28 protein-coding genes are annotated in these 22,122 nt (G+C 63.4%); 14 read left to right on the plus strand and 14 right to left on the minus strand.

The window, feature by feature from the left end; genetic code table 11:
* Both BLT42_RS15070 and BLT42_RS01730 read left to right on the plus strand, forming a co-directional pair.
* A partial coding sequence (locus tag BLT42_RS15070) for a hypothetical protein (RefSeq protein WP_407657263.1) occupies window positions 1-1,032 on the plus strand: 1,032 nt, incomplete at its 5' end.
* A 192-nt stretch (window positions 1,033-1,224) separates the two neighbouring features.
* Window positions 1,225-1,932 (plus strand): hypothetical protein, encoded by a 708-nt coding sequence (locus BLT42_RS01730; protein WP_091765899.1) that lies wholly within the window; start codon window positions 1,225-1,227, stop codon window positions 1,930-1,932.
* Window positions 1,933-1,951: 19 nt separating this feature from the next.
* On the opposite strand, the gene BLT42_RS01735 is transcribed toward BLT42_RS01730, so the two are convergent.
* From BLT42_RS01735 to BLT42_RS14920, 13 genes are all read right to left on the minus strand, one after another.
* A complete protein-coding gene (locus BLT42_RS01735) occupies window positions 1,952-2,689 on the minus strand; it encodes a TlyA family RNA methyltransferase (RefSeq protein ID WP_091765902.1) in 738 nt (245 codons plus the stop codon).
* Window positions 2,689-3,129 (minus strand): GNAT family N-acetyltransferase, encoded by a 441-nt coding sequence (locus BLT42_RS01740; RefSeq protein WP_091765905.1) that lies wholly within the window; start codon window positions 3,127-3,129, stop codon window positions 2,689-2,691. Before BLT42_RS01740 ends, BLT42_RS01735 begins: the two co-directional genes overlap by 1 nt.
* A 24-nt stretch (window positions 3,130-3,153) precedes the next feature.
* Window positions 3,154-5,079, minus strand: a complete 1,926-nt coding sequence (gene dxs / locus BLT42_RS01745) for a 1-deoxy-D-xylulose-5-phosphate synthase (RefSeq protein WP_091765908.1) — start codon at window positions 5,077-5,079, stop codon at window positions 3,154-3,156.
* Between the two features lie 15 nt (window positions 5,080-5,094).
* The gene (locus BLT42_RS01750; protein ID WP_091766829.1) at window positions 5,095-5,982 is read right to left on the minus strand and encodes a polyprenyl synthetase family protein; all 888 of its coding nucleotides are present in this window, start codon (window positions 5,980-5,982) and stop codon (window positions 5,095-5,097) included.
* Window positions 5,983-6,089: 107 nt separating this feature from the next.
* The gene (locus BLT42_RS01755) at window positions 6,090-6,434 is read right to left on the minus strand and encodes a tRNA-binding protein (RefSeq protein ID WP_091765911.1); all 345 of its coding nucleotides are present in this window, start codon (window positions 6,432-6,434) and stop codon (window positions 6,090-6,092) included.
* A gap of 4 nt (window positions 6,435-6,438) precedes the next feature.
* Complete coding sequence (locus tag BLT42_RS01760) at window positions 6,439-6,687, minus strand: exodeoxyribonuclease VII small subunit (protein ID WP_091765913.1); 249 nt, start codon at window positions 6,685-6,687, stop codon at window positions 6,439-6,441.
* Window positions 6,688-6,747: 60 nt separating this feature from the next.
* Window positions 6,748-7,335 (minus strand): histidine phosphatase family protein, encoded by a 588-nt coding sequence (locus tag BLT42_RS01765; RefSeq protein ID WP_233342256.1) that lies wholly within the window; start codon window positions 7,333-7,335, stop codon window positions 6,748-6,750.
* A gap of 80 nt (window positions 7,336-7,415) precedes the next feature.
* Window positions 7,416-8,348: a histone deacetylase family protein gene (locus BLT42_RS01770; protein WP_091765916.1), complete on the minus strand. Its 933-nt coding sequence runs from the start codon at window positions 8,346-8,348 to the stop codon at window positions 7,416-7,418.
* A 129-nt stretch (window positions 8,349-8,477) separates the two neighbouring features.
* Complete coding sequence (locus BLT42_RS01775; protein WP_091765919.1) at window positions 8,478-9,350, minus strand: SDR family oxidoreductase; 873 nt, start codon at window positions 9,348-9,350, stop codon at window positions 8,478-8,480.
* Window positions 9,351-9,395: 45 nt separating this feature from the next.
* On the minus strand, window positions 9,396-10,175 hold the full coding sequence (gene lepB / locus BLT42_RS01780) for a signal peptidase I (RefSeq protein ID WP_091765922.1): 780 nt from the start codon (window positions 10,173-10,175) through the stop codon (window positions 9,396-9,398).
* Between the two features lies 1 nt (window position 10,176).
* Window positions 10,177-10,941, minus strand: coding sequence for a signal peptidase I (gene lepB / locus BLT42_RS01785; RefSeq protein ID WP_091765924.1), 765 nt, complete (start codon window positions 10,939-10,941; stop codon window positions 10,177-10,179).
* The gene (locus BLT42_RS01790; RefSeq protein ID WP_091765926.1) at window positions 10,938-11,258 is read right to left on the minus strand and encodes a YbjQ family protein; all 321 of its coding nucleotides are present in this window, start codon (window positions 11,256-11,258) and stop codon (window positions 10,938-10,940) included. The genes lepB (BLT42_RS01785) and BLT42_RS01790 overlap by 4 nt, the downstream gene beginning before the upstream one ends.
* A gap of 26 nt (window positions 11,259-11,284) precedes the next feature.
* Window positions 11,285-11,512 (minus strand): hypothetical protein, encoded by a 228-nt coding sequence (locus BLT42_RS14920; RefSeq protein ID WP_143024005.1) that lies wholly within the window; start codon window positions 11,510-11,512, stop codon window positions 11,285-11,287.
* 221 nt (window positions 11,513-11,733) lie between these two features.
* Between BLT42_RS14920 and BLT42_RS01795 the strand changes: the two genes are divergently transcribed.
* The 3 genes from BLT42_RS01795 (at window position 11,734) to BLT42_RS01805 (ending at window position 12,935) form a co-directional block, all read left to right on the plus strand.
* Window positions 11,734-12,117, plus strand: a complete 384-nt coding sequence (locus BLT42_RS01795) for a DUF4870 family protein (RefSeq protein ID WP_233342257.1) — start codon at window positions 11,734-11,736, stop codon at window positions 12,115-12,117.
* A gap of 253 nt (window positions 12,118-12,370) precedes the next feature.
* On the plus strand, window positions 12,371-12,625 hold the full coding sequence (locus BLT42_RS01800) for a GlsB/YeaQ/YmgE family stress response membrane protein (RefSeq protein ID WP_091765929.1): 255 nt from the start codon (window positions 12,371-12,373) through the stop codon (window positions 12,623-12,625).
* A gap of 184 nt (window positions 12,626-12,809) precedes the next feature.
* The gene (locus BLT42_RS01805; RefSeq protein WP_143024006.1) at window positions 12,810-12,935 is read left to right on the plus strand and encodes an entericidin A/B family lipoprotein; all 126 of its coding nucleotides are present in this window, start codon (window positions 12,810-12,812) and stop codon (window positions 12,933-12,935) included.
* A 118-nt stretch (window positions 12,936-13,053) separates the two neighbouring features.
* On the opposite strand, the gene BLT42_RS01810 is transcribed toward BLT42_RS01805, so the two are convergent.
* Window positions 13,054-14,814, minus strand: a complete 1,761-nt coding sequence (locus BLT42_RS01810) for an acyl-CoA dehydrogenase (RefSeq protein WP_091765935.1) — start codon at window positions 14,812-14,814, stop codon at window positions 13,054-13,056.
* Window positions 14,815-14,945: 131 nt separating this feature from the next.
* Between BLT42_RS01810 and BLT42_RS01815 the strand changes: the two genes are divergently transcribed.
* The 9 genes from BLT42_RS01815 (at window position 14,946) to BLT42_RS01855 (ending at window position 22,116) form a co-directional block, all read left to right on the plus strand.
* Window positions 14,946-15,548: a YceI family protein gene (locus BLT42_RS01815; RefSeq protein ID WP_091765938.1), complete on the plus strand. Its 603-nt coding sequence runs from the start codon at window positions 14,946-14,948 to the stop codon at window positions 15,546-15,548.
* Window positions 15,545-16,126 (plus strand): cytochrome b, encoded by a 582-nt coding sequence (locus tag BLT42_RS01820; RefSeq protein ID WP_091765940.1) that lies wholly within the window; start codon window positions 15,545-15,547, stop codon window positions 16,124-16,126. Before BLT42_RS01815 ends, BLT42_RS01820 begins: the two co-directional genes overlap by 4 nt.
* Window positions 16,127-16,131: 5 nt before the next feature.
* Window positions 16,132-16,680 (plus strand): YceI family protein, encoded by a 549-nt coding sequence (locus tag BLT42_RS01825; RefSeq protein ID WP_091765943.1) that lies wholly within the window; start codon window positions 16,132-16,134, stop codon window positions 16,678-16,680.
* Between the two features lie 38 nt (window positions 16,681-16,718).
* Window positions 16,719-17,669 (plus strand): L-threonylcarbamoyladenylate synthase, encoded by a 951-nt coding sequence (locus BLT42_RS01830; RefSeq protein ID WP_091765945.1) that lies wholly within the window; start codon window positions 16,719-16,721, stop codon window positions 17,667-17,669.
* A gap of 13 nt (window positions 17,670-17,682) precedes the next feature.
* Window positions 17,683-19,116 (plus strand): FAD-binding oxidoreductase, encoded by a 1,434-nt coding sequence (locus BLT42_RS01835; RefSeq protein ID WP_091765948.1) that lies wholly within the window; start codon window positions 17,683-17,685, stop codon window positions 19,114-19,116.
* A gap of 271 nt (window positions 19,117-19,387) precedes the next feature.
* Window positions 19,388-20,188 carry a peroxide stress protein YaaA gene (gene yaaA, locus BLT42_RS01840; RefSeq protein ID WP_091765951.1) on the plus strand — a complete coding sequence of 267 codons (801 nt, stop codon included), beginning with the start codon at window positions 19,388-19,390 and terminating at the stop codon, window positions 20,186-20,188.
* A gap of 341 nt (window positions 20,189-20,529) precedes the next feature.
* A complete protein-coding gene (locus BLT42_RS01845; protein WP_091765954.1) occupies window positions 20,530-21,330 on the plus strand; it encodes a 3-hydroxybutyrate dehydrogenase in 801 nt (266 codons plus the stop codon).
* Window positions 21,327-21,683: a VOC family protein gene (locus BLT42_RS01850; RefSeq protein WP_091765957.1), complete on the plus strand. Its 357-nt coding sequence runs from the start codon at window positions 21,327-21,329 to the stop codon at window positions 21,681-21,683. Before BLT42_RS01845 ends, BLT42_RS01850 begins: the two co-directional genes overlap by 4 nt.
* Window positions 21,676-22,116 (plus strand): NUDIX hydrolase, encoded by a 441-nt coding sequence (locus tag BLT42_RS01855; protein WP_091765960.1) that lies wholly within the window; start codon window positions 21,676-21,678, stop codon window positions 22,114-22,116. The genes BLT42_RS01850 and BLT42_RS01855 overlap by 8 nt, the downstream gene beginning before the upstream one ends.
* The last annotated feature ends 6 nt before the right edge of the window (window positions 22,117-22,122 follow it).

Consider the following 22,122-nt stretch of genomic DNA (forward strand, 5'->3'; position numbering starts at 1 on the left):
CGCCGCTCCGATTCCCACCCCGGTAGTAGTGGTAGTAGTCCACGCACCGGAACATACCGTCCCGGCGCGCAGCCGGGCCGCGACGGCGCGCATAACCCGCGCGGACCAAGATCAGGATCCACCAGCCCAGGCTCACGCCCGGGTCGCGATGGAGCCTATAACCCGCGGGGTCCGAGATCCGGAACCACCCGTCCCGGCTCACGCCCGGGTCGCGACGGAGCCTATAACCCGCGGGGTCCGAGATCCGGAACCACCCGTCCCGGCTCACGCCCGGGTCGCGATGGAGCCTATAACCCGCGGGGTCCGAGAGCTGGAACGAGCCGTCCCGGTCATAATCCACGCGGCCCGAGAACCGGTTCCAGCCGTCCCGGCTCCCATGATTACCGTCCGGGCCGGAACCAGGTCGGCTATCGCAATGATCGCCGCCGCCACGAATACGCCCAGCGACGCCACTCATTCTACCGTTCCGACCACCGCAGCGATATCCGCTGGGTTCGGCATCTGAATGTTGGCTGGAATAATTCGCGCTATTACGGCCATTACGGGCCATCGACCCGTTGGCGGTATAATTCTCGCTATTATGACCATGGCTACAACACCCGCCAGTTCGCCTATTACGACCGGGCCTGCCACTATGAACGCAATGGCAATGGCACCGCGGTCGGTGCCATTCTGGGCGCGATCATTGGCGGCGCGGCGGCCGATGGCGACAATGTCGGAGCCGGAATTCTGCTCGGAGCCGGATTCGGTGCCGTGCTCGGCAGCGCAGTCAGCCAGCTCGATGACTGCGACAAGGTTCAGTATCAATATGCGATGAATTACGCCTTCGAGAACGGGCAACCCTATTACTGGGGCAATCCCTATTCCGGCGTGCGCGGCAGTATCGTGATCCGCGACAGCTATGCCTATGCCAATACGGAATGCCGCTGGGGCGATGCCGAGATCTACATGCCGGACGGGACGTTCAGCTATGATCAGGTCCGCATGTGCCGCGATGCCTATGGCGACTGGGAAGTCGCACGGCAGCAATAATCAGCTGCAGCGCTGATCAGACAGGGGCCGTGCCGGCAAGGTGCGGCCCCTATTTTTTTGCTTGCGGCCGCGAGGCTCCCGGCACTAGCCTTGCAGGGCCGCACAGACCGTTCATCCCCGGCTCATCACCCCGCCCTTATGGTCTGGGTGAAAGTCGGGTCAGAAATGGCCCGCCCACGCCAGGAGACTGACATGAAAATGCTGACAACCGCCCTGCTCGCCGCCACTGCCTTCGCTGTCGTGGTGCCCACGGCCTCCGCCCAGGCGCAGGCTTATGGCAATTGCGAATCTGACCGCCAGGGCCGGCAGGTCGCCGGCGCGATCATTGGTGGCATTCTTGGCGCCGTTATCGGTAATGAGCTGGCTGATGACTCGAATAATCAACGCGAATACCGCCGCGGCGGTCGCAGACACCACACCCCCTATCGCGGCCGGCATCACCGCAATGACCGCGGCAATGCCGAGGAAGTCGGCACTATTGCAGGCGCCGGGGTTGGCGCGCTGATCGGAGCCGGAATTGCCGGCGGCAGCGATCCGTGTGCACCGACGCGCACCAGCCGGGGCTTTGACGATTACGAGGCCTATCCGGGCAAGCCCGGTTATGCCGATAATTCCTACCAGGATCAGGGCTATCGCGGCTATCCAACGCAAGGCTACCGCGATGACGGCACAGATTATGGCTATGTCGACGGCTATGGCTCACGTTCATCGACCCAATTGCTCGGTGGCGCCCAGGCCAGTCAGGATGCCCGCATCTACAATACCGGCGCCCAGGACTGGAATTGTCAGTGGACCTCGACCCGGCGCATGGATTCATACGGCCAGGCGACCGTTGACCAGGTCTATATGTGCCAGGGCAATGACGATATCTGGCGCCCCTACGACACCTACACCCAGTAATCGCCGCGCAGCTTTGCGATCAGCGCGAGTCGACATTCCGGCGGGCGGCAATTAGATACTCCTGATTGCCGTCCCCACCCTTGACCGGACTCTCGATGACATCGCGTACGCAAAAGCCCTCGAGACCGTCCAGCGCGGCACGAACCTCCGCGACAGCGCGGGCGCGTTCCTTCGGACTTTTCACCAGACCGCCGCGTCCGATCGCGGCCCTGCCCACCTCGAACTGGGGTTTGATCAACGCGATCAAGTCAGCCTGGTTTGCGGCCAGGGACATCGGCCTGGGGATCACTTTCAGTAAAGAAATGAAGCTGGCATCGCAGACGATCAGCGAAGGCGGCTCGGCAAACACCGCCCCGGTCAATGATCGTGCATCCACCCCTTCCATCGAGACCACCCGGGAATCGCTGCGCAAGCTGGGGTGAAGCTGGTCATGCCCGACATCGACGGCATGGACCCTCGCCGCACCGCGCTCGAGCAGGACCTCGGTAAAGCCCCCCGTCGATGAGCCGACATCCAGGCAGGTGCGTCCAGCCGGATCGATCGCAAAGCGGTCGAGAGCGGCGACAAGCTTGAGCGCCGCCCGTGATACATAAGGATGGGCCGGGCTGGCCTGCACGATCGCACCCTCGGGGATTTTTTGCGAGGCCTTGGTGACAACCTGCCCGTCAATGCTGACCATGCCGGCAGCAATCGCCTCCTGCGCCTTGGCGCGGGTCTCGATGAGACCATGGTGAACCAGGTAGAGGTCGGCGCGCATCACAACACAATCCGGTAGCGGCATTTTTGCCGGATGCCATGCTCATACATCACATGTTCGACCGGAATATCGATGATTTCGACCAGCTCGGCGCCAGCCTTGTCGCAGACACGGCGCGAGGCGAGATTTTCCGGATTGCAGGTGATCCAGGCCTCGCCATAACCGAGATCCCTCATGACAGTGAGCGCAAGCTGGCAAGCCAGGCTGGCATGGCCGCGGCCGCGATATGCCGGGTAGACTTCATAGCCGATCTGGCCGAAATGGCGTTTGAGATCATCACTATCGCCCAGTCGAACCCGAACTTCGCCCACAGTCTGCCCCGCCGCCTCGATGGCATATCGCAGGGTCGGGACATGGGTCGGAGCCCGCGGCTCGAGATGCTCGCAGAGCCGGATCGCGCCGCCTTCGCCGCTCAGCATTTCCGGCGGCATCCGGTCCATCGGCCTCACTGCGGCATCACCGGCCTATTCGGCCAGCATCGGCGCGACGACGGACTTGGCCAGGTCCTGATTGCGCCCCAATGCCTCCAGCGCGGTGGCCGCGATGTGGCGGGCATTGAGACCGGCCGTGTCATACATCTTGAACGGCGCGTCGTGATCCTGGAACACATCCGGCAGGGTCATGGTGCGGATTTTCAGCCCATGGTCGAGCGCGCCGCGCTCGGCGAGAAGCTGCAACACGAAGGCGCCAAATCCGCCGCGTGCGCCCTCTTCGATCGTCACCAGGACTTCATGCTCGCGCGCCAGGCGCAGGATGAGGTCTTCATCGAGCGGTTTGGCAAAGCGGGCATCGGCGACGGTCGTGGAATAACCTTGGGCGCCCAGCGCATCGGCGGCCTTGAGCGCCTCGTCCAGGCGTGTCCCCAGGGACAGCAGCGCGATGCTGGTGCCTTCGCGAACGATCCGGCCCTTACCGATGGCGAGAGGCTCAATCACGGCCGGCATTTCAAGGCCCAGACCATTGCCACGCGGATAGCGGAAGGCCGACGGCCGGTCATCAATCTGGACCGAAGTCGCGACCATGCGGGCCAGTTCAACCTCATCGGCCGCAGCCATCAAGACCATGCCCGGCAGGGCGCCGAGATAGCCGACATCGAAAGAGCCGGCATGGGTAGCGCCATCGGCACCGACCAGACCAGCCCGGTCAATCGCGAAGCGGACGGGCAGGCCCTGGATCGCGACATCATGGACGACCTGGTCGTAGCCGCGTTGCAGGAAGGTGGAATAAATGGCGGCGAAGGGCTTCATGCCGTCAGCAGCCAGACCGGCGGCGAAGGTGACCGCGTGCTGCTCGGCGATACCGACATCGAAACATCGCTCCGGGAAGCGTTCGGCAAACAGGTCCAGCCCGGTACCGCCCGGCATGGCAGCCGTGATGCCGACAATGCGGTCATCGGTCTCCGCTTCACGGATCAATTGCTGCGCGAAAACCTTGGTATAGGAGGCCGGGCCACTGGCGGCCTTTTGCTGCTCGCCGGTGACGACATTGAACTTGGCGACGCCATGATATTTGTCGTCCGCCGCCTCGGCCGGGGCATAGCCCTTGCCTTTCTGGGTCACGACATGGATCAGGACCGGCCCGTCATCGCCGTCGCGGATATTGCGCAGCACCGGCACCAGCTGGTCGAGATCATGACCGTCGATCGGGCCGACATAGCGAAAGCCCATTTCCTCGAACAGGGTCCCGCCCATCGCCATGCCACGCATGTATTCCTCGGCCTTGCGGGCCGGGCCCTCGACGCCGATGGCCTTGGCGACGCCCTTTCCGATCTTGCGCAGGCTGCGATAGCTTTGCGACGATACCAGGCGGGCGAAATAGTGGCTCATCGCGCCGACCGGCGGCGCGATCGACATGTCGTTATCATTGAGGATGACGATCAGGCGCTTGTCGAGCCCGCCGGCATTATTCATCGCCTCATAGGCCATGCCCGCCGACATCGAGCCATCACCGATCACGGCGATGACATTATTGCTTTCGCCCTTCAGATCGCGCGCCACGGCGAAGCCCAGCGCGGCAGAGATCGAGGTCGAGGCATGGGCCGCGCCGAATGCGTCATATTCGCTTTCAGAACGCTTGGTGAAGCCTGACAGCCCCCCGCCCTGGCGCAGGGTGCGAATCCGGTCGCGGCGACCGGTGAGAATCTTGTGCGGATAGCATTGATGGCCGACATCCCAGATCAGGATATCCTTCGGCGTCTCGAACACATGGTGCAGGGCCGTCGTCAGCTCAACCACACCCAGCCCGGCGCCGAGATGGCCGCCGGTCACCGAGACCGCATTGATCGTCTCGGCGCGCAATTCGTCCGCCACCGCGATCAACATGTCACGATCGAGATTTCTCAGATCGGCTGGCGCGGTGATGCGGTCGAGATTGGGCGTGCTTGTGGTCATGCGAATACCAGCCTTTCAGGAGCGGCGATTGATAACATAATCAACCGCTTCTTTGAGAGTGTCTGCCCGCGCGCCAAACGGTTCGAGATGATCCTTGGCCTGCGCGGCCAGATGCTGCGAACGGTCCTGCGCGCCCTCAACCCCCAGAATGGTGACAAAGGTGGCTTTTCCTTGACCGGCATCCTTGCCGACCGCTTTTCCTGTGTCCGCCGCGTTTCCGGTCGCGTCGAGCAAATCGTCCGTTATCTGATAAGCCAGGCCGAGATCATGGGCAAACCCTTCAAGCGCCCGGCGTATCTGTGGCTCGACATCGCGCAGGATGCAGGCCGTCTCGGCGGCATAGCTGATAAGGGCACCGGTCTTCATCCGGTGCATGCGCGTGACGATCGAAATATCAAGTTCCTGGCGCTCGCCCAGAATGTCGATCATCTGCCCGCCGACCATGCCATAGGGGCCGCAGGCGCGCGACAGGCGCTCGACCAGCCGGGCGCGGACGCTGCCGCGATTATGCGTGTCGGGATGGGCGAGGATCTCGAAAGCCACCGCCTGCAGGGCATCGCCGGCCAGAACCGCAGTTGCTTCGTCATAGGCGCGGTGCACAGTCGGCCGGCCGCGGCGCAGATCATCATCATCCATGCAGGGCAGATCATCATGGATCAGCGAATAGGCATGGATGCATTCCAGCGCCGAGGCGACGCGCAACAAACCGCGTTCATCGGCATTGACCAGGCGGCCGCATTCGATCGCCAGGAAGGGCCGCAAACGCTTGCCCGGCCCGAGCGCGGCATAGCGCATCGCCGAATTGAGCTGGCTCTCCGGGCCTTCAGCGCGCGGCAGCAGGGCATCGAGCGCGACGGTGACCCGGTCGGCAGCCTCATTCAGGCGTTTCTCGAAACTGTCCATCACCCTCGCCTGTCCTGTTGCTTCCGGCCCGTCACGATCGGCCCGGCAGTTGCAGCCCGTCCTGCCTGTCTCATGGCCAGCCCTGTCGACCGGTCCGGCAGAACCGCCTAGTGCAGGCGGGATCCGTTCGGCACGGCTTGATCAGGCGTCATAAGCACGATCTCTCCCTTGCCATCAGAAACGCCAAGAGTCAGCACTTCAGAGCGCATCGGGCCGATTTGACGCGGCGGAAAATTCACCACAGCCAGCACTTGCTTGCCGACCAGGTTTTCGGGCGTGTAATGCGCCGTGATCTGGGCCGAGGATTTCTTCTCGCCCAACTCGCCGCCAAAATCGATCCAGAGCTGGATCGCCGGCTTGCGGGCCTCGGGGAATTCGGCGGCGCGGACAATCGTGCCAATCCGGATGTCGAGCTTGAGGAAGTCCTCGATCGTGGCGTTCGAACCGGTCACCGGATCAGTCCAGCCCCGCAGGTTCAGCTGCCGGCTTGCCGTCTTCACCGCGGACGATCTTCTCGACCTTCAACTCGGCATCTTTCAGCTTGCCATCGCAATGGGCACGTAGGGCGGCGCCGCGCTCATAGATCGCGATCGACCGCTCGAGCTCGACTTCGCCGGATTCCAGCTGCTGCACGATCGTCTCCAGCTGGGCCAACGCCTGCTCAAAGCTCATCGTTTCAATATCGGCATTGGGTGTGTCGGCCATAACGACTCTCCTGCAAGGTCTGCAACATAGGCAGCCGCCCGCCGGGCGGCAATTCCGCATTTATCGTGGGCGGTATTCATAGCGGCGGAACGACCAGTAGCTGTCGCCACCATCCCGCACGCAGCGCCAGCCGAGCGCGCGCATGTGCGGGCGCATCATGCGGTTGAACCATCCATGCGCACACAGCAGGACCGGCCCCGATTGCGCGGCCTCCACCAGGGTGCGCGCGGCGAGGGCGGCGCGTATTTCGGCATCCTTGCGGCTTTCGCGGCCACGCGAAAAACCCTGCCACCAGGAACAACGCGCAAACACGCCCCAGGTCTTGGCCATGAAACGGCCAGCCATCGCCGGCGGCGGCAATTCGGCTTCGATGAAACAGGCGTCAATCACCAGTTCGCGTCCCGGCGCAACAGCCCGCGCGGTCTCGATGGCCCGCCGCAATGTGCTGGCGAAAATGATGTCGGCGGCGGCGGCAACGGCAATCAGATCGTCCGGTGGCGTCTGGTCGGGATGGAGCCCGGCCGGCTGGTAGCAATCATCCCACCAGCTCTCATAGCCGCGCCAGTCGAGCATGGTCGTGCGGTCGGCATCGGGTCTGCCATGCCGGGCAATGGTGATCGGGCCCGGTTTTTCCGGGGAAGGTGTCAAATCGGTTTTGGGCATCGGCTGGCTGACGGGGTCGGAAACATTCAGCCGACGCGCCCCTTCGCGACCGGTCTGACCAGAATTCATGCCTCGGCCAAGGCGTGCACAAAGGCAGCTGCCGAGCGGCCAAGCGCCGGGCAGTCGTATCCGCCCTCCAGCACGGAAACAAGCCGCGAGGACGCAAATTCGGCGGCGAGGCTGGCGAGTTCCGTCGCCGCCCAGGCGAAATCTGCCTCCAGCAAGGCGAGACCACCAGCCGGATCGCGTTCATGGGCATCGAAACCGGCGGAGACAAAGATGAAGTCCGGCCGGAAGGCGGCGAGCGCCGGCCTCAGGCCGGTTTCGAAAGCTTCGCGCCAGGCGGCGCCGCCTGTCCCCGCCATCAAGGGCAGATTGACGACATTCCCGTTGAGTCCCGTCTCCGCGGCTGCACCGGTGCCGGGATAGAGCGGCGACTGGTGCAGGGAGCCGAAAAACACCCGCTCATCAATTTCAGCCAGGCATTGCGACCCATTGCCGTGATGCACGTCGATATCGATGATCGCAACGCGCGAGAGTTTGTGGACGTCCAGCGCGTGCAATGCCGCAATGGCGATCGAATTGAGCAGGCAGAAGCCCATCGCGCGGTCCGGCTCGGCATGATGGCCTGGCGGGCGGGCCAGGCAGAAGGCGGCATCAGCGCCGCCCGCCATGATGCGATCGACGGCATCAATCGCGCCGCCCGCCGTGGCCAGCGCCGCATCCCAGGATTCGCGGCAGACCTTGGTATCCAGATCCAGCGCAATCCATTCTGACGGCCCCGCCGTGAGGCAGGCAGCGCGGACGCGCTCGACATAATCAGCCGTATGAAAACGTTCGACCGCGGCAATGCCGGACGGTTTGGCCGCGTGCCAGACCGGCTGGGCCAGGCCCGCCAGTGCCTCGCGGACGGCGGTGTAACGCCCCTCATGTTCGGGATGGCCCGGCGGGACGCGATGCATCCGGCTGGCCGGATTGTCGATGACCAATGTTCTCATGGGGTCAGTCTGTTCTGATATTCACATTGCACAAGACCACAGGGCACAAGACCGCAGGGCCGAAAACGCGAATGGCACAGCTGGGATGCGCGCCGCGTCGAGACGACGCGCACCGGGCCGTGCCCCGCCTCAATGCCCCAGCGATACATCCATGATTTTGACACCCGGCGGAGCCGGCACGTCTTCAGGCACGAAGAAATCCGGCAAGAGTTCGATGCCCGGCACATAGCTGTATTGCTCGAAATCGCGCTCGCCTTCGTCATAAAGGAAGCTGTCATCGATGAGGAAATTGCCGGTGAAGCTGGCCGCCGGCTTGTTGAGAACGCGATAGGCCGTCTCGGCGAGAATTTCCGGCTTGCGGCAGGATTTCATCGCCTCGTCATCGGCGAGGATATTGGAGATGGCGGCGGTCGCGACGGCCGTGCGCGGCCAGATCGCATTGGCGGCGATGCGGCCCTTGAATTCCTCACCCCAGCCAAGAATGCACAGGCTCATCTGGTATTTGGCGCTGGTATAGGCGACGTGTGGCCCAAACCACATCGGCCGCATGTCGAGCGGTGGCGACAGCGCGATGATGTGCGGATTCTCGGCCTTTTCCAGCCAAGGCAGGCATTTCTGCGTCACCATAAACGTGCCGCGGCCATTGACCTGGTGCATCAGGTCATAGCGCTTCATCGGTACGTCGCTGGTGCCGCGCGGGAAGATCGCCGAGGCGTTATTGATCACGGCATCAATGCCGCCAAAGCGGTCCGCCGCAGCCGCCACAGCGGCCTCGACCTGGGCTTCGTCGCGGATATCGCACTTGACCGCCAGGGCCTGGCCACCGGCGGCCTCAACAGCTTCAGCCGCTGAGTGGATCGTGCCCTCCAGCTTGGCCTGCTCGGTATCCGACTTGGCCGCGATGACGATATTGGCGCCATCGCGGGCACAACGCTCGGCGATTGCCAGGCCAATGCCGCGGCTGGCGCCGGTGATGAATATCGTCTTGTTCTTGAGGCTCATGGCGCTCTCCCGATCTGTTTTCTTGGACGGAAGGTTAGAGCGCTATCACAGCCCGCGCCAGACCCGGCCCGACGGACAATACAGCCCCGGCTCGATGCGGCAGCGCGCAAAGGTGAAGGGCACGGTCTCGGCGCGGCCAATCACGTGCGAAATCGGCACAAAACCCGGCCCGTCAGCGGCGCGGCTATCGGTGGAGTTGTCGCGATTATCGCCCATCAGGAAAATCCGGCCGGCGGGGATGATGACCGGGCCGAATTCGTCGAGATATTGACGGTCGTCGCGCTCATAGGTTTCATGGCTGAAACCCTCCGGGAAGGTTTCGACATAGTGCTCGACCTCGACCACTTCCGGATAGCCGTGAAACTGCCGGTAGCTGCGCCGGTCGACGAGTTCGCGCTCGACCACATTGCCATTGATGTAGAGCCGGCCTTCACGTACGGCGATCTCATCGCCGGGCAGGCCGATCACGCGTTTGATCAGCGTCAGGTTCTGGCGCGTGTCGCGCAGCACCACGACATCGCCGCGATCCGGCACCGCCCAGCCAATACGGCCGTCCCAGCTCTCGGGCAAATGATCGCCGAGCCCCAGCGGCAGGGAGTGGCGCGAATAGCCATACGCCCATTTCGACACCAGGATCCGGTCGCCGACCTCAAGCGTGGGCTGCATGCTTTCCGACGGGATATAGAAAAAGGCAAAGGCGACCGACGTCATCGCAAACCACAGTCCCGCCACCCCGGCGAGAAAGTGCACGGCGTCGCCCGCCTCATCGAGACCACTGCGTGCCCAGCCTGGCAAATGCCGGGTGATGGCCTCCAGCCGGCTCATCCTACAGCCCCTGCCAGACACGTCCGCTCGGGCAGTGCAGCCCGTCTTCGCGGCGGCAGCGGGCGAAGGTGAACAACACGGTTTCGGCACGGCCAACCACATTGGCCAGCGGCACCAGACCCGGACCCGGCGAAGCGCGGCTGTCGCGCGAGGCATCCCGGTTATCGCCCATCACGAAGACGGTTCCAGGCAAGACGGTCACCGGTCCGTAATTGTCGAGCGGGTGGTTGTCATCCTGCTCATAGATCGGATGGCTGCGATCCAGCGGCAAGGTCTCGGTATAATGGGTGACCGTCTGGACACGCTGCGTCGGGTGTTCGCGGAAACTGCGAATATCCTCGAGCACACGCGGCGGCGCTTCGCCATTGATATAGAGCCGTCCGTCACGCACTTCGATCACGTCACCGCCAATGCCAATGACGCGCTTGATCAGATTGCGCGGCGGCGATTGACGCTCATCGCGGAAGACCACGACATCGCCGCGACGCGGCTCAGACCAGGCCAGACGCGCATTCCAGTTGTCGGGCAACAGGTAGCCGACACCGAGCGGCAGGGAATGGCGCGAATAGCCATAGGCCCATTTCGACACCAGGACCCGATCGCCAACTTCCAGCGAGGGCTGCATGCTTTCCGATGGAATGTGGAAGGCGGCGAAGCCGAAGGTCACAAGCCCCAGCCAGACAGCAGCCACACCAACCAGGAAGCGGCCAGTCTCTACAACTTCATCGGCGGCACGGCCCGCCAGGCGTTTTACCAGAGGGCTCATTTCAGTTTCACCGCAGTTCCGTAAGCCAGGATTTCAGCCGTACCTTCCATCACCGTCGAGGTGGCGAGGCGGAAGGTGATGATTGCATCGGCGCCGAGTTCTTCGCCATGGCGGACCATACGGTCGAGGGCCTGCTCGCGGGTCTCGGAGAGAAGCTTGGTATATTCCGGCACTTCGCCGCCGACCAGATTGCGCAATCCGGCGACAAAATCGCGTCCGAAAAAGCGTGCCCGCACGACATTGCCGCGCGCCACACCGACCACGCTGTCGATCTCGCGGCCGGGAACAGTGTCGGACATGGTTACGATCAAACTCATTTCATTTCCCCTCTTGGAGCCGGGCATCAATGCGGCCGGTCATCATCGCTTTCATCGCAGGTGTTCAGATACATCAGTGCGATGCCTGCTGCCGGCAGCGCGACCACGCCGACCCAGACAAGATTGTAAGGATAGGCGAAGCGCCAGCCGACCGACAGGTCGAGCACCAGCAGGACGAGATAAATCGCCATGCCACCAGCGAGCAAAGCCAATCCGCCATGGTCTCGTAGCCAGATAAGGGCAGACTGAAACATGTCGACATGCATCCTGTATTCGATCCTGCCAGCCGCATACGCCGAATTCAGGGCACAACCAAGGCCGTGAGACCTCGCGGCGATGAATTGCCCGGTCGCGTGGCATCGGAGCCGCACCCTGTTTCAATCCCCGCAGCGGCACCATGGGGACCGTCGCGCGCGCATTCCCCCTTGGCCGCTCATCTCTAAACTGGGACATTGCGGGCTGAAGGAGTTTGCCCATGACCCAGACAATATTCGAACCCGAATCCGACCGCACCGCCGATCGCGACGAGCGCCTGATGGCCGGACTGGGTTATATCCTGATCCTGGTCGGCAATATCATCGGCGTCACGACGCTGATCGCCGTCATCATTGCCTATGCCCGCAAAGACACGTCTCCAGGCTGGCTTCACTCTCACTACGTCTTCCAGATCCGCACCTTCTGGGTCGCCGTCTTCGGTATTATCGCCAGCACCGGGCTGATCATGACCCTGATCCTCTCGCCATTCGGCTTTCTCGGCTTCGGCCTGGTCTGGCTGTGGGTGCTGATCCGCTCCATCGTCGGACTGATCCGCCTGGTCGACGGCCGCGGCAATGCCGATCCTGAAGGCTATTGGGTTTAGGCGCGAAGGCGGGGGATGTGCCCCCGCCGGTGCTGATACAAGCGCCTGGAATGATTGCATTTAGGCCGAGTAACCGCCTCGACGGCCCACATCCAGGGAAGTGTTCGCGGAAATCACTATGACGTTTGCCATATCCCAACTATAATGCCGGATGGTAATGACCAACTGTTGACCCTCTGAAAACTTGGCATTATTTTCGAAACTACCAGTCCATTCGGGCTGGTTTTCGACGAACTATTTGAGGTATGACACAATGACTCTCAGTGGATTGCTTATCTGGTTGTTCATCGGTGCCGTTGCCGGCTGGCTCGCCGGCCTCATCGTCAAGGGCTATGGCTTCGGCCTGCTCGGGAATATCGTCGTCGGCATTGTCGGCGCCTTTGTCGGCGGCTGGCTGTTCGGCCTGCTCGGCATCGCTGCCCTGCACGGCATTGTCGGCGCGATAGTCGGCGCCACGGTTGGCGCGGTCGCCGTCCTGCTCCTGCTCAGCCTGGTACGGCGCGCCTGACGCCTGCGTCGTCCCGCCTGATCACCAACAGACCAGATCGTCTCAAGACCCTGGATTGAAGCGGCTTGAAGCCTGTCGGCATGCCGGGGCTTCACGCACAGCGCTTCACCGTATTCGAGCGGTTTGCGTTCCGTTTTGTGTTACAACTAAAGCGGTGACGATCACGTCACCATTGGAGAATCCCATGCGTATTCTAGCCATGATCATTTTCAGCTGCCTCTTCCTGGCCTCCTGCCAGACCCTCAAGGGTGCCGGACAGGACATCCAGGATGCCGGTGAAGTCCTCGACGACGCGATCCGCGACGAATAGGCTTTCCAAAACCGCCGGGGTCCGCCCCGGCCGGCACACGGCCCTGCGCGCGGTCACCCCGGGCGCAGGGACCGCCCTCGCCCGGAAAACCAGCGCCTCCCCAGAGCCATCAGCCCGCTCAGTCCACGCCAAACCCGACATCGCTGATCATCTCGACACCCATGGTGATGTCGTCGACCCGTGCGTGCGCCAGGGTGAGGACGGCTTCGCAGTAGAAGCCGGCCAGGGCGATGCGCTGGGCGGCGAAGACCGGGTCGCCGAGCTTGTCTTTCTGGCGGCGGCGTGCGGCGACGGCGCCGATGCAGAGCATCCAGCCGCCGATGACTTCACCGGCCAGGGTCAGGAAAGGCGTGGCGCCGGCCAGGACATCGGCCGGATCGGCTTCCGACATCCAGGTCGCGGCTTCGCGCAGCGAGTCGAGGCCTTCCTCAAGGCGTTCACCGAGCAGCGGCAGGTCGGGATGGCTGGAGGTAGAGCAGGCTTCAATCGTCAATTCGATATCGGCATAGAGCTCGGTGAAGGCAGCGCCGCCCTGCATGTTGAGCTTGCGGCCGGCCAGATCCATCGCCTGGATCGCATTGGTGCCTTCATAGATCGGGGTGATGCGGGCATCGCGCAAATGCTGGGCCGCGCCGGTCTCTTCGATATAGCCCATGCCGCCATGGATCTGGATCCCCATCGACGCCACTTCGACGCCGATATCGGTTGACCAGGCCTTGGCGATCGGGGTCAGCAATTCCTCGCGGCGCTTGGCGGCGGCGCGTTCATCCTCATCCTCGGCATATTCCGACAGGTCAGCCGCCACGGCGCAGGCCATGCAAATGGCGCGCGAGGCGGCGATCTTGGATTTCATCATCGCCAGGGAACGCTGGATATCGGGATGCTGGATGATCGGGTGCGGGCCCGGCCCCTTGCCGTCGATCGCCTTGCCCTGCTTGCGGTCCTTGGCGAAGGCCAGGGCCTGCTGATAGGCGCGCTCGGCAATGCCCACGCCCTGGACGCCGACATTGAGCCGGGCCGAATTCATCATCGTGAACATGGCTTTCATGCCGGCATTCTCAGCGCCGATCAGCCAGCCCTTGGCGCCGGAATATTCCATCGTGCAGGTTGGTGAGCCATGAATGCCCAGCTTGTGCTCGAGCCCGATCGCCTGCACGCCATTGCGGCTGCCATCATCGAGGATTTTCGGCACGATGAAGAGCGAGAGGCCCTTGGTCCCGGCCGGCGATCCCGGCGTGCGGGCCAGCACGAGGTGGAGGATATTGTCGGCGCAATCATGCTCGCCCCAGGTGATGAAGATCTTCTGGCCCGACACGGCCCAGCTGCCATCACCATTCGGCTCGGCCTTGGTGCGCAGGGCGCCGACATCGGAGCCGGCTTGCGGCTCGGTCAGATTCATCGTCGCTGACCATTCGCCATTCAGCAGCTTGGGCAGATAGGCGGCGCGCTGTTCGTCAGTGCCGTGCACCAGCAGGACTTCAATCGCGCCATAGGTCAGCATCGGGCCAAGGCCGAAGGCCATGTTGGCCGATTGCACCATTTCCAGCGTCGCGACACCGAGCGCGCGCGGCAGGCCCATGCCACCCACCTTGGTCGGGAATTGCAGGCCTTGCCATCCGCCCTCGACGAATTTGGCATAGGCTTGCCTGAAACCCGTCGGCGTGGTGACGACGCCATTGTCGAGTTTGCAATGCTCGGCATCGCCGGTCTTGTTGAGCGGGGCGAGCACATCATTGGCCAGTTTGGCTGCCTCTTCCAGGATGGCGAGCGTGATGTCATCGGTGAAGTCCGGGAAAGCACCGGTGGCCTTCAACACATCGACAGCGGCAACTTCCACAAGGGTAAAGCGAAGCTCGTCCACGGGTGCGCGATAGGTCATGCCGTCTCTCCTGAAATCCGGGCCGCAGGATAGCGCGCACGGCCAAACATGCGAGCGCGGAAACAGTGTTTTTTCGTCGCAGCGTGAAGATGTGGCTTTCCGGTCGCGCAACAGGGTTTAGGGTGAGGCCCATGTTCGCCCGCACGCCCATCGCTGTGGTCCTGTTTGCGCTGCTGATCGCAGGCTGCGCGACACCGACCACCGATCCCCGCCGCCTGCCGGCGGGCAGCTGGGTGCTCGATGACGCGCATGCCAGCGTCATCTGGCGCGTGCGCCATTTCGGCCTGGCCTGGTATACGGGCCGTTTTGACAGGCTGGAAGCCAGTCTCGATTTTGATCCGGCCGATCCACAGGCCGCGCAGCTGACCGCGATCATCGACGCCAACTCCATCTCCACCGGCAATGCCGATTTCGACCGCGACCTCGCCAATGGCTGGCTGCACGCTGATCAACACCCGCAAATCATCTTCACCAGCGAGCGGATCGATGCCACGCATGGCCGCGCCTTCGGCCATATTGTGATGAATGGCCGCAGGATTAATGCGGTTATGGAGATTGAGTTTTACGGCGGGAGCTTCAACATGCTGGCAGGCGGCGACACGATCGGATTCGGCGCCGACATGGTGATCGACCGCACGGATTTCGCTGTCGGCAGCCTGCCAGCCTCCATCGTTGGCACCGAAATACGCATTCATATTGAAGCCGAGTTTCTGCGGCAGGGAGCCCCGTCATGACCGAAGCCACACGCTACACAACTGTCGCCATTGTCCTCCATTGGGTGATCGGCATCTTGCTGATCAGCATGGTCTTCTACGGCTGGTATATGGAGGATCTGGGTCACGCCCTGCGCGATGGCAGCGGCGATGTGAGCCTCGCCGAGGTCCAGTTCGCCTATAATGCCCACAAGACGGTCGGCATGCTGGTCCTGCTGCTCAGCTTTGGCCGCCTCGCCTGGCGCCTGATGCACAAGACGCCGTCCATGCCCGCCGGCATGAAATCCTGGGAAGAGATGGTCGCCAAGGCCACGCATTGGGCGTTCTACGGCCTGATGATCGGCCTGCCCCTGGTCGGCTGGGTCGCCGCGTCGACGACCGAGCTGCCCACCATGCTGTTCAATAATCCCGACCTCATCCTGCCGCGCCTGCCGGTCTCGCAGGATCATGATTTCCACGAGCTGGTCGGCAATATCCACGGCAAGGGGGCCTGGGTCTTGCTGGTTCTGGTCGGCCTTCATTTCGCCGCAGCGATCAAGCATCAATTCATCGACAAGGACGGGCTGATGGCCCGCATGCTGCCATTCCTCAAAGGCTGAATATCATGATGTTGCGTACCCTCACTGCCTGCCTCGCCCTGTGCCTGTCGCCAAGCCTGGCGGCGGCCCAGGACTGGAATATCGACCGCGACGCCAGCTCGGTCGGTTTCGAAACCACAGCCTTTGGCGGCCCGGTCGCGGGCGAATTCTCCGACTGGTCGGCACAGATCACGCTTGATCCAACCGCGCTGGAAACCGCACAGATCAGCGCCCGGGTGCAAACGGCGACCGGCGCGACCGGCAGCAATGGTGTCGACGACCCGATGCTCGGTACCGATGGCCTGGCACCCGCAGCGCATCCGCTGGCCCTGTTCGAGTCCGGCGATATCCGCGCCACTGAAACCGGGTATGACGCGCATGGCGTCCTGACCATTCGCGACGTCTCCCAACCGGTCATCCTGCCCTTCACGCTCGAGATCGCCAATGGCCACGCCATCGCCGATGCCCGCCTGACCATCGCCCGCACCGATTACGGCGTCGGGGCACCGGGCTGGGGCACGACGGCGGCGAATGTGACGCTGGTACTGCATATCGAGGCCGATGCGGCGGAATAGGCTTGCCGGGCGGCCCTTGCGGGCGCTAGCACAAAGCCATGACCGCACCCGTCCTGCCTGCCGACAGTCCTGACGCCATTGCCCGCGCCGCCGCGATCCTGCGCGAGAGCGGTCTGGTGGGCATGCCAACCGAGACCGTGTACGGCCTCGCGGCCGATGCCAATAACGCGGCCGCGGTCGCCCGGCTCTATGCCGCCAAGGGACGCCCGCGCTTCAATCCGCTGATCGCCCATGTCTCCGGCATCGCCATGGCTCAGACGCTGGCGTCGTGGCCGGATCTGGCCGGTGAACTGGCCGCCGCCTTCTGGCCCGGCCCGCTGACCCTGGTTCTGCCCAAGCTCAAGGCCGCCCCGATCTGCGACCTCGCCAATGCCGGGCTCGACAGTGTCGCCATTCGGTCGCCGGGCCATGCCGGCGCCCGGGCCCTGCTGGCTGGCTTTGGCGGCCCGCTCGTCGCCCCCAGCGCCAACCCGTCCGGCGGCGTCAGCCCGACCACGGCGCGCCATGTCAGCGACGGGCTGGGCGACAAGCTCGACCTCATCCTTGATGGCGGCGCCTGCACGGTCGGGCTCGAATCCACGGTCATCGCCATTCTCGACGGCCGCGCCACCCTGCTGCGCCCGGGCGGGCTGGAACGCGCCCGCATCGAAGCCATCACCGGCCCGCTTGCCACAGCCGGTCACGCCGACGCACCCACGAGCCCCGGCATGCTGGCCAGCCATTACGCGCCCGGCGCCGCCATCCGCCTCAACGCAGTGCGTGCAGGAGCCGGCGAGGTCCTGCTCGGTTTCGGCGCCATCGAGGGCGACCTCAATCTCTCGGCCTCCGGCGATCTGGCCGAAGCGGCTGCGGGCCTGTTCGCCGCCCTGCGTAAAATGGACGCGCTCGCCCCGACATGTATTGCGGTCGCCCCCATTCCCGATGAAGGTCTCGGTGAAGCGATCAATGACCGTCTGCAACGCGCCGCCGCGCCGAGAGACGGTTCGTGACAAGGACAGGCCCATGAGTGACGCCCAGACTCCGCCCCGCCCGCAAGCCCTGCCCGGCGATGTGATCGCGCGTCTCAAGGCCGCGCTCGGTCCCAAGGGCTGGAGCCAGGACGCCAATGAGCTGGGGCCGCACATCGCCGATTGGCGCGGCCGTTTCCAGGGCCAGACACCGATCCTGCTCAAGCCGGCCAATACCGCCGAGGTTTCCGCGGCCGTCAGGATCTGCCACGAGGCCGGCATCGCCATCACGCCGCAGGGCGGTAATACCAGCCTGTGCGGTGCCTCGACCCCGCAGGGCGAAGTCCTGATGACGCTCAAGCGCATGAATGCCGTGCGCGAAGTCGATCCGGACAATGACTCGATGACCGTCGAGGCTGGCTGCATCCTGGAGAGCCTGCAAAACACCGCCGCCAGTGCCGGCCGGCTTTTCCCGCTGAGCCTCGGCTCGCAGGGATCGGCCATGATTGGCGGGCTGATCTCGACCAATGCCGGCGGCGTGCATGTCCTGCGCTATGGCATGACGCGCGAGCTGGTGCTCGGCCTGGAAGCCGTCCTGCCCGATGGCACGATCTGGTCGGGCCTGACGGGTCTGCGCAAGGACAATACCGGCTATGATCTCAAACAGCTCCTGATCGGCGCCGAGGGCACATTGGGCATCATCACCGCCGCAACCCTGAAACTCTTCCCGCGCCCGGCCAAGATGGAACTGGCCTTTTGCGGCCTGAACTCGGTCGAGGACGCGGTCTCCTTCCTGTCCCTGGCCAAGAAAGTCTCCGGCGGCGCGGTCACGGCGTTTGAAATCATGCCGCGCCTGGCGCTCGATTTTGTCCTCGCCTTCGTGCCCGGCACCCGCGACCCGCTGGAGAGCTCGCATCCCTGGTATGTGGTGTGCGAGATGAGTTTCGGACGTGTCGAGGGCGCGCGTGAAACGCTTGAGGCGGCGCTCGGTGAGGCCTTCGAAGCGGAATTGATCAGCGATGCCGCGATTGCCGAGAATGAGAGCCAGGCCCTTGATTTCTGGCGACTTCGCGAAAGCATCGCCCTGGCCGAACGCGGCCAGGGCACCGCGATCAAGCACGATATCTCAATCCCGGTCTCGAAAATGGCCGCCTTCATCAAGCTCGCCGGCGAGCGGATCAAGACGATTTTCCCCGACGGCGTCGTCGTTGCCTTCGGCCATGTCGGTGATGGCAATGTCCACTACAATATCGTCGGCCTCGACGAGGCGACTCAGCAGGCGATGCTGGCCAAGGGCACTGCCATATCGAGCTGCGTCTACGACACCGTCGACGAATTTGGCGGCTCGATCTCGGCCGAACACGGCATCGGCATCCTCAAGCGCGAGGAATTGGCAGCGCGCAAACCGGTCGATGTCGCCGTGATGCGCGCGATCAAGCAGGCGCTGGATCCGAAGGGCATCATGAACCCGCGGGTTTTGCTGGGCTAGCCGTTTCGCCTCTGCATACAAACCCAATCCCACCGTCATCCCACGGTGCTTGGCTGCGCATCGCGCAGGCAAGTGTCCGGGGGACCTCGGCTATGAGGTCGGGAAGTTTCGCCGGCGGCGCATCCTATCCAGCCTCAAAGCTAAGGTCCCCCGGATGACCGCTGCGCGGTCCCCGTGGGATGACGGTGGTGGGGGGTTGGAGGGTGGCGCACACCCCGCCCCTTTCGCGACACGGCAAGTTTGCCTATCTCTCCCCTCAAGGAGACCACCCATGCTGATTCTGCTTTCGCCCGCCAAAAACATGAATTTCGACGCGCCCGAGCGCAAGCTGCCGGCGACGGTGCCGGCCCTGCTCGACGAGACGCGCACCCTGTCGGCGACGACGCGCGGGCTGTCGACCTCGAAGATCAAGGCGCTGATGAAGATCAGTGCCGATCTGGCCAAGCTCAATCGTGAACGCTTCCAGGCCTTCGACGCCGACCAGCCAGGCAGCAAACAGGCCGCGCTGGCCTTTGCCGGCGAGGTTTATCGCGGGCTTGAAGCAGGCACATTGAATGATGACGATCTCGCTTACGCCCAGGATCATCTGCGCATCCTGTCGGGCATGTATGGCGCGCTGCGTCCGCTCGATGGCATCCACCCCTACCGCCTCGAAATGGGCCGCAAGCTGCACACGCGGCGCGGCGAGAGCCTGTATGATTTCTGGGGCGACAAGATCGCGCAGCATTTCAATGCGCTGCAGGCGGAGGACACCGACCCGGTCGTGCTCAACCTGGCCTCCAATGAGTATTTCAAGGCTGTCGATCAAAAAGCGCTGAAGGCCCGCGTTATCACCGCCAGCTTCAAGGAAGAAAAAGACGGTCAGGCGCGCATGCTGATGGTCTTCGCCAAGAAGGCCCGCGGCATGATGGCGCGCTGGGCGATCGAGAACCGGATCAGCGATCCGGCCGATCTGGTGAAGTTCGATGCCGGGGGCTATGCGTTTGACGAGGCCGGCTCGAGCGAGACCGATCTGCTGTTCACACGGCCGCAGCCAGCGGCAGCAGGAGCCAAGGTGAAGGCGGAAGCCTGAGGGCGGAACTCTTCCCGACACCTCTGAAATATGTTATCGTCCAAGGGCCGCCGGAGACGGGTGCTTCCGTCCCCTTTGGCCGCCCTTTAGGCGATGGATAGACGGATCAACAGCGTCCAGCCGCCGATCCGCTTTTTCCTCACCCAGAGGACGAGGCAGCATTTCGGAAACCGAAACATTGCTCCTTCCTTGGATTGCGCCGGCCCCAACATGGCCGGCGTTTTCATTTTAGCACAAATGCTCGCTATACGTGCAGTCGATGGAGAGGCACGCAAACCGCACCTTGACCCGAGCGCGTCGATCCCCTCTCTTCGCACCTGCACAAACCTGAAGGGTGATTCATGTCTGAAATCCGTACCGACCTTTCCGGCCAGGTAGCCCTCATTACCGGCTCGACCAGCGGAATTGGCCAGGCTATGGCCGAGGCCCTTGCCGCCAACGGGGCGAATATCGTGCTCAACGGGCTGGGTGATGCGGGCGAGATCGAAGCCTTGCGCGCCAAAATCGCGGCGGATCATGGCGTCGAGGTTCGCTATCACGGCGCCAATATGCTCAAGCCGGACGAGATCACCGATATGGTCGCCTATGCGGAGCGCGAATTCGGACGGCTGGATATTCTTCTGTCCAATGCCGGCATCCAGCATGTCTCACCGGTCGAGGATTTCCCGGTGGCGAAGTGGGATGCGATCATCGCCATCAATCTGACCTCTGTCTTCCATGCAGCGCGCGCGGCGATCCCGATCATGAAGCGCCAGGGGCGTGGGCGGATCGTCAATCTTGCCTCGGTCCACGGCCTCGTCGCCTCACCGTTCAAATCGGCCTATGTCGCGGCCAAGCATGGCGTGATCGGCTTCACCAGGACGCTGGCGCTCGAACTCGCCGAGGACGGCATCACCTGCAATGCGATCTGCCCGGGCTATGTGAAGACACCGCTGGTGGAAAACCAGATCGCTGACACCGCCCGCGCGCGCGGGATTTCCGAAGAGGAGGTTGTGCGCGATGTCATGCTGGCGGCACAGCCGACCAAGCAATTCGTGACATTCGAGCAATTGGCCGGCGCGCTGCTATACCTGGTCTCCGATGCCGGTGCCAATGCCAACGGGACGGCGATCACGATTGACGGAGGCTGGACCGCGAAATGACCGATACCGTTCTCAAGATTGACTATAACGAACTGCCCGTCACCAATATGGACGCGGCGAAAACCTTCTATGCCAAGGCCTTCGGCTGGACCTTCCTCGATTACGGCCCGACCTATGCCGCCTTCGAGAATGCCGGCATTGATGGCGGACTGCGGCTGGAAGACAAACCCTTCCCCACCGGTGCCCTGATCCTGCTGCGGGCCGAAGACATTATCGCTGCGGAGGGCCGGGTCGAGGCTGCCGGTGGCCGCATCACCCTGCGCGAGGATTATCCGGGCGGGCGGCGTTTCCTCTTCACCGATCCGAGCGGCAATCAACTCGGCATTTATTCGGAACACGGCAAATATGGCTGAGCCGAAACACCCCGTCCCCGGTGCCGGTATTGTCGTCTGGCGCGGCGACGAAGTCCTGCTGATCCGGCGCGGCAAGCCGCCCTATACCGGCGAGTGGTCGATCCCCGGCGGCAAGGTCGAGTTTGGCGAGACTGTGCGCGAAACAGCCCTGCGCGAACTGAAGGAAGAGACCGGCACCACGGCGCGCATTGTCGGGCTGATCGATGTCATCGATGCGATCGGCGCCCGCGAACCGGGCAATCCGGGCGACTGGCATTATGTGCTGTGTGACTTCGCCGCCGTTTGGACGGGCGGCGAACCGGTCGCGGCCGATGATGTCACCGAGGCCGCCTTCTTTCCGCTCGATGAGGCCCTGCGCCTGACGCGCTGGGACCAGACCCGCGATGTGATCGGGCGTGCCCGCACGATGATCGCTGCCTTGCCCACGCCATAAATCTCG

It is taken from the genome of Maricaulis salignorans, assembly GCF_900103475.1.
In the GTDB taxonomy this organism is placed as follows: Bacteria; Pseudomonadota; Alphaproteobacteria; order Caulobacterales; family Maricaulaceae; genus Maricaulis; species Maricaulis salignorans.

Bases quoted from the DNA above. Each gene is read 5' to 3' on its own strand.
- BLT42_RS01730 (WP_091765899.1), top strand. From the start codon at position 1,225: ATGAAAATGCTGACAACCGCCCTGCTCGCCGCCACTGCCTTCGCTGTC.
- BLT42_RS01735 (WP_091765902.1), bottom strand. From the start codon at position 2,689: ATGCGCGCCGACCTCTACCTGGTTCACCATGGTCTCATCGAGACCCGC.
- BLT42_RS01740 (WP_091765905.1), bottom strand. From the start codon at position 3,129: ATGGACCGGATGCCGCCGGAAATGCTGAGCGGCGAAGGCGGCGCGATC.
- dxs (WP_091765908.1), bottom strand. From the start codon at position 5,079: ATGACCACAAGCACGCCCAATCTCGACCGCATCACCGCGCCAGCCGAT.
- BLT42_RS01750 (WP_091766829.1), bottom strand. From the start codon at position 5,982: ATGGACAGTTTCGAGAAACGCCTGAATGAGGCTGCCGACCGGGTCACC.
- BLT42_RS01760 (WP_091765913.1), bottom strand. From the start codon at position 6,687: ATGGCCGACACACCCAATGCCGATATTGAAACGATGAGCTTTGAGCAG.
- BLT42_RS01770 (WP_091765916.1), bottom strand. From the start codon at position 8,348: ATGAGAACATTGGTCATCGACAATCCGGCCAGCCGGATGCATCGCGTC.
- BLT42_RS01775 (WP_091765919.1), bottom strand. From the start codon at position 9,350: ATGAGCCTCAAGAACAAGACGATATTCATCACCGGCGCCAGCCGCGGC.
- lepB (WP_091765922.1), bottom strand. From the start codon at position 10,175: ATGAGCCGGCTGGAGGCCATCACCCGGCATTTGCCAGGCTGGGCACGC.
- lepB (WP_091765924.1), bottom strand. From the start codon at position 10,941: ATGAGCCCTCTGGTAAAACGCCTGGCGGGCCGTGCCGCCGATGAAGTT.
- BLT42_RS01790 (WP_091765926.1), bottom strand. From the start codon at position 11,258: ATGAGTTTGATCGTAACCATGTCCGACACTGTTCCCGGCCGCGAGATC.
- BLT42_RS14920 (WP_143024005.1), bottom strand. From the start codon at position 11,512: ATGTTTCAGTCTGCCCTTATCTGGCTACGAGACCATGGCGGATTGGCT.
- BLT42_RS01795 (WP_233342257.1), top strand. From the start codon at position 11,734: ATGACCCAGACAATATTCGAACCCGAATCCGACCGCACCGCCGATCGC.
- BLT42_RS01800 (WP_091765929.1), top strand. From the start codon at position 12,371: ATGACTCTCAGTGGATTGCTTATCTGGTTGTTCATCGGTGCCGTTGCC.
- BLT42_RS01805 (WP_143024006.1), top strand. From the start codon at position 12,810: ATGCGTATTCTAGCCATGATCATTTTCAGCTGCCTCTTCCTGGCCTCC.
- BLT42_RS01810 (WP_091765935.1), bottom strand. From the start codon at position 14,814: ATGACCTATCGCGCACCCGTGGACGAGCTTCGCTTTACCCTTGTGGAA.
- BLT42_RS01815 (WP_091765938.1), top strand. From the start codon at position 14,946: ATGTTCGCCCGCACGCCCATCGCTGTGGTCCTGTTTGCGCTGCTGATC.
- BLT42_RS01820 (WP_091765940.1), top strand. From the start codon at position 15,545: ATGACCGAAGCCACACGCTACACAACTGTCGCCATTGTCCTCCATTGG.
- BLT42_RS01825 (WP_091765943.1), top strand. From the start codon at position 16,132: ATGATGTTGCGTACCCTCACTGCCTGCCTCGCCCTGTGCCTGTCGCCA.
- BLT42_RS01830 (WP_091765945.1), top strand. From the start codon at position 16,719: ATGACCGCACCCGTCCTGCCTGCCGACAGTCCTGACGCCATTGCCCGC.
- BLT42_RS01835 (WP_091765948.1), top strand. From the start codon at position 17,683: ATGAGTGACGCCCAGACTCCGCCCCGCCCGCAAGCCCTGCCCGGCGAT.
- yaaA (WP_091765951.1), top strand. From the start codon at position 19,388: ATGCTGATTCTGCTTTCGCCCGCCAAAAACATGAATTTCGACGCGCCC.
- BLT42_RS01845 (WP_091765954.1), top strand. From the start codon at position 20,530: ATGTCTGAAATCCGTACCGACCTTTCCGGCCAGGTAGCCCTCATTACC.
- BLT42_RS01850 (WP_091765957.1), top strand. From the start codon at position 21,327: ATGACCGATACCGTTCTCAAGATTGACTATAACGAACTGCCCGTCACC.
- BLT42_RS01855 (WP_091765960.1), top strand. From the start codon at position 21,676: ATGGCTGAGCCGAAACACCCCGTCCCCGGTGCCGGTATTGTCGTCTGG.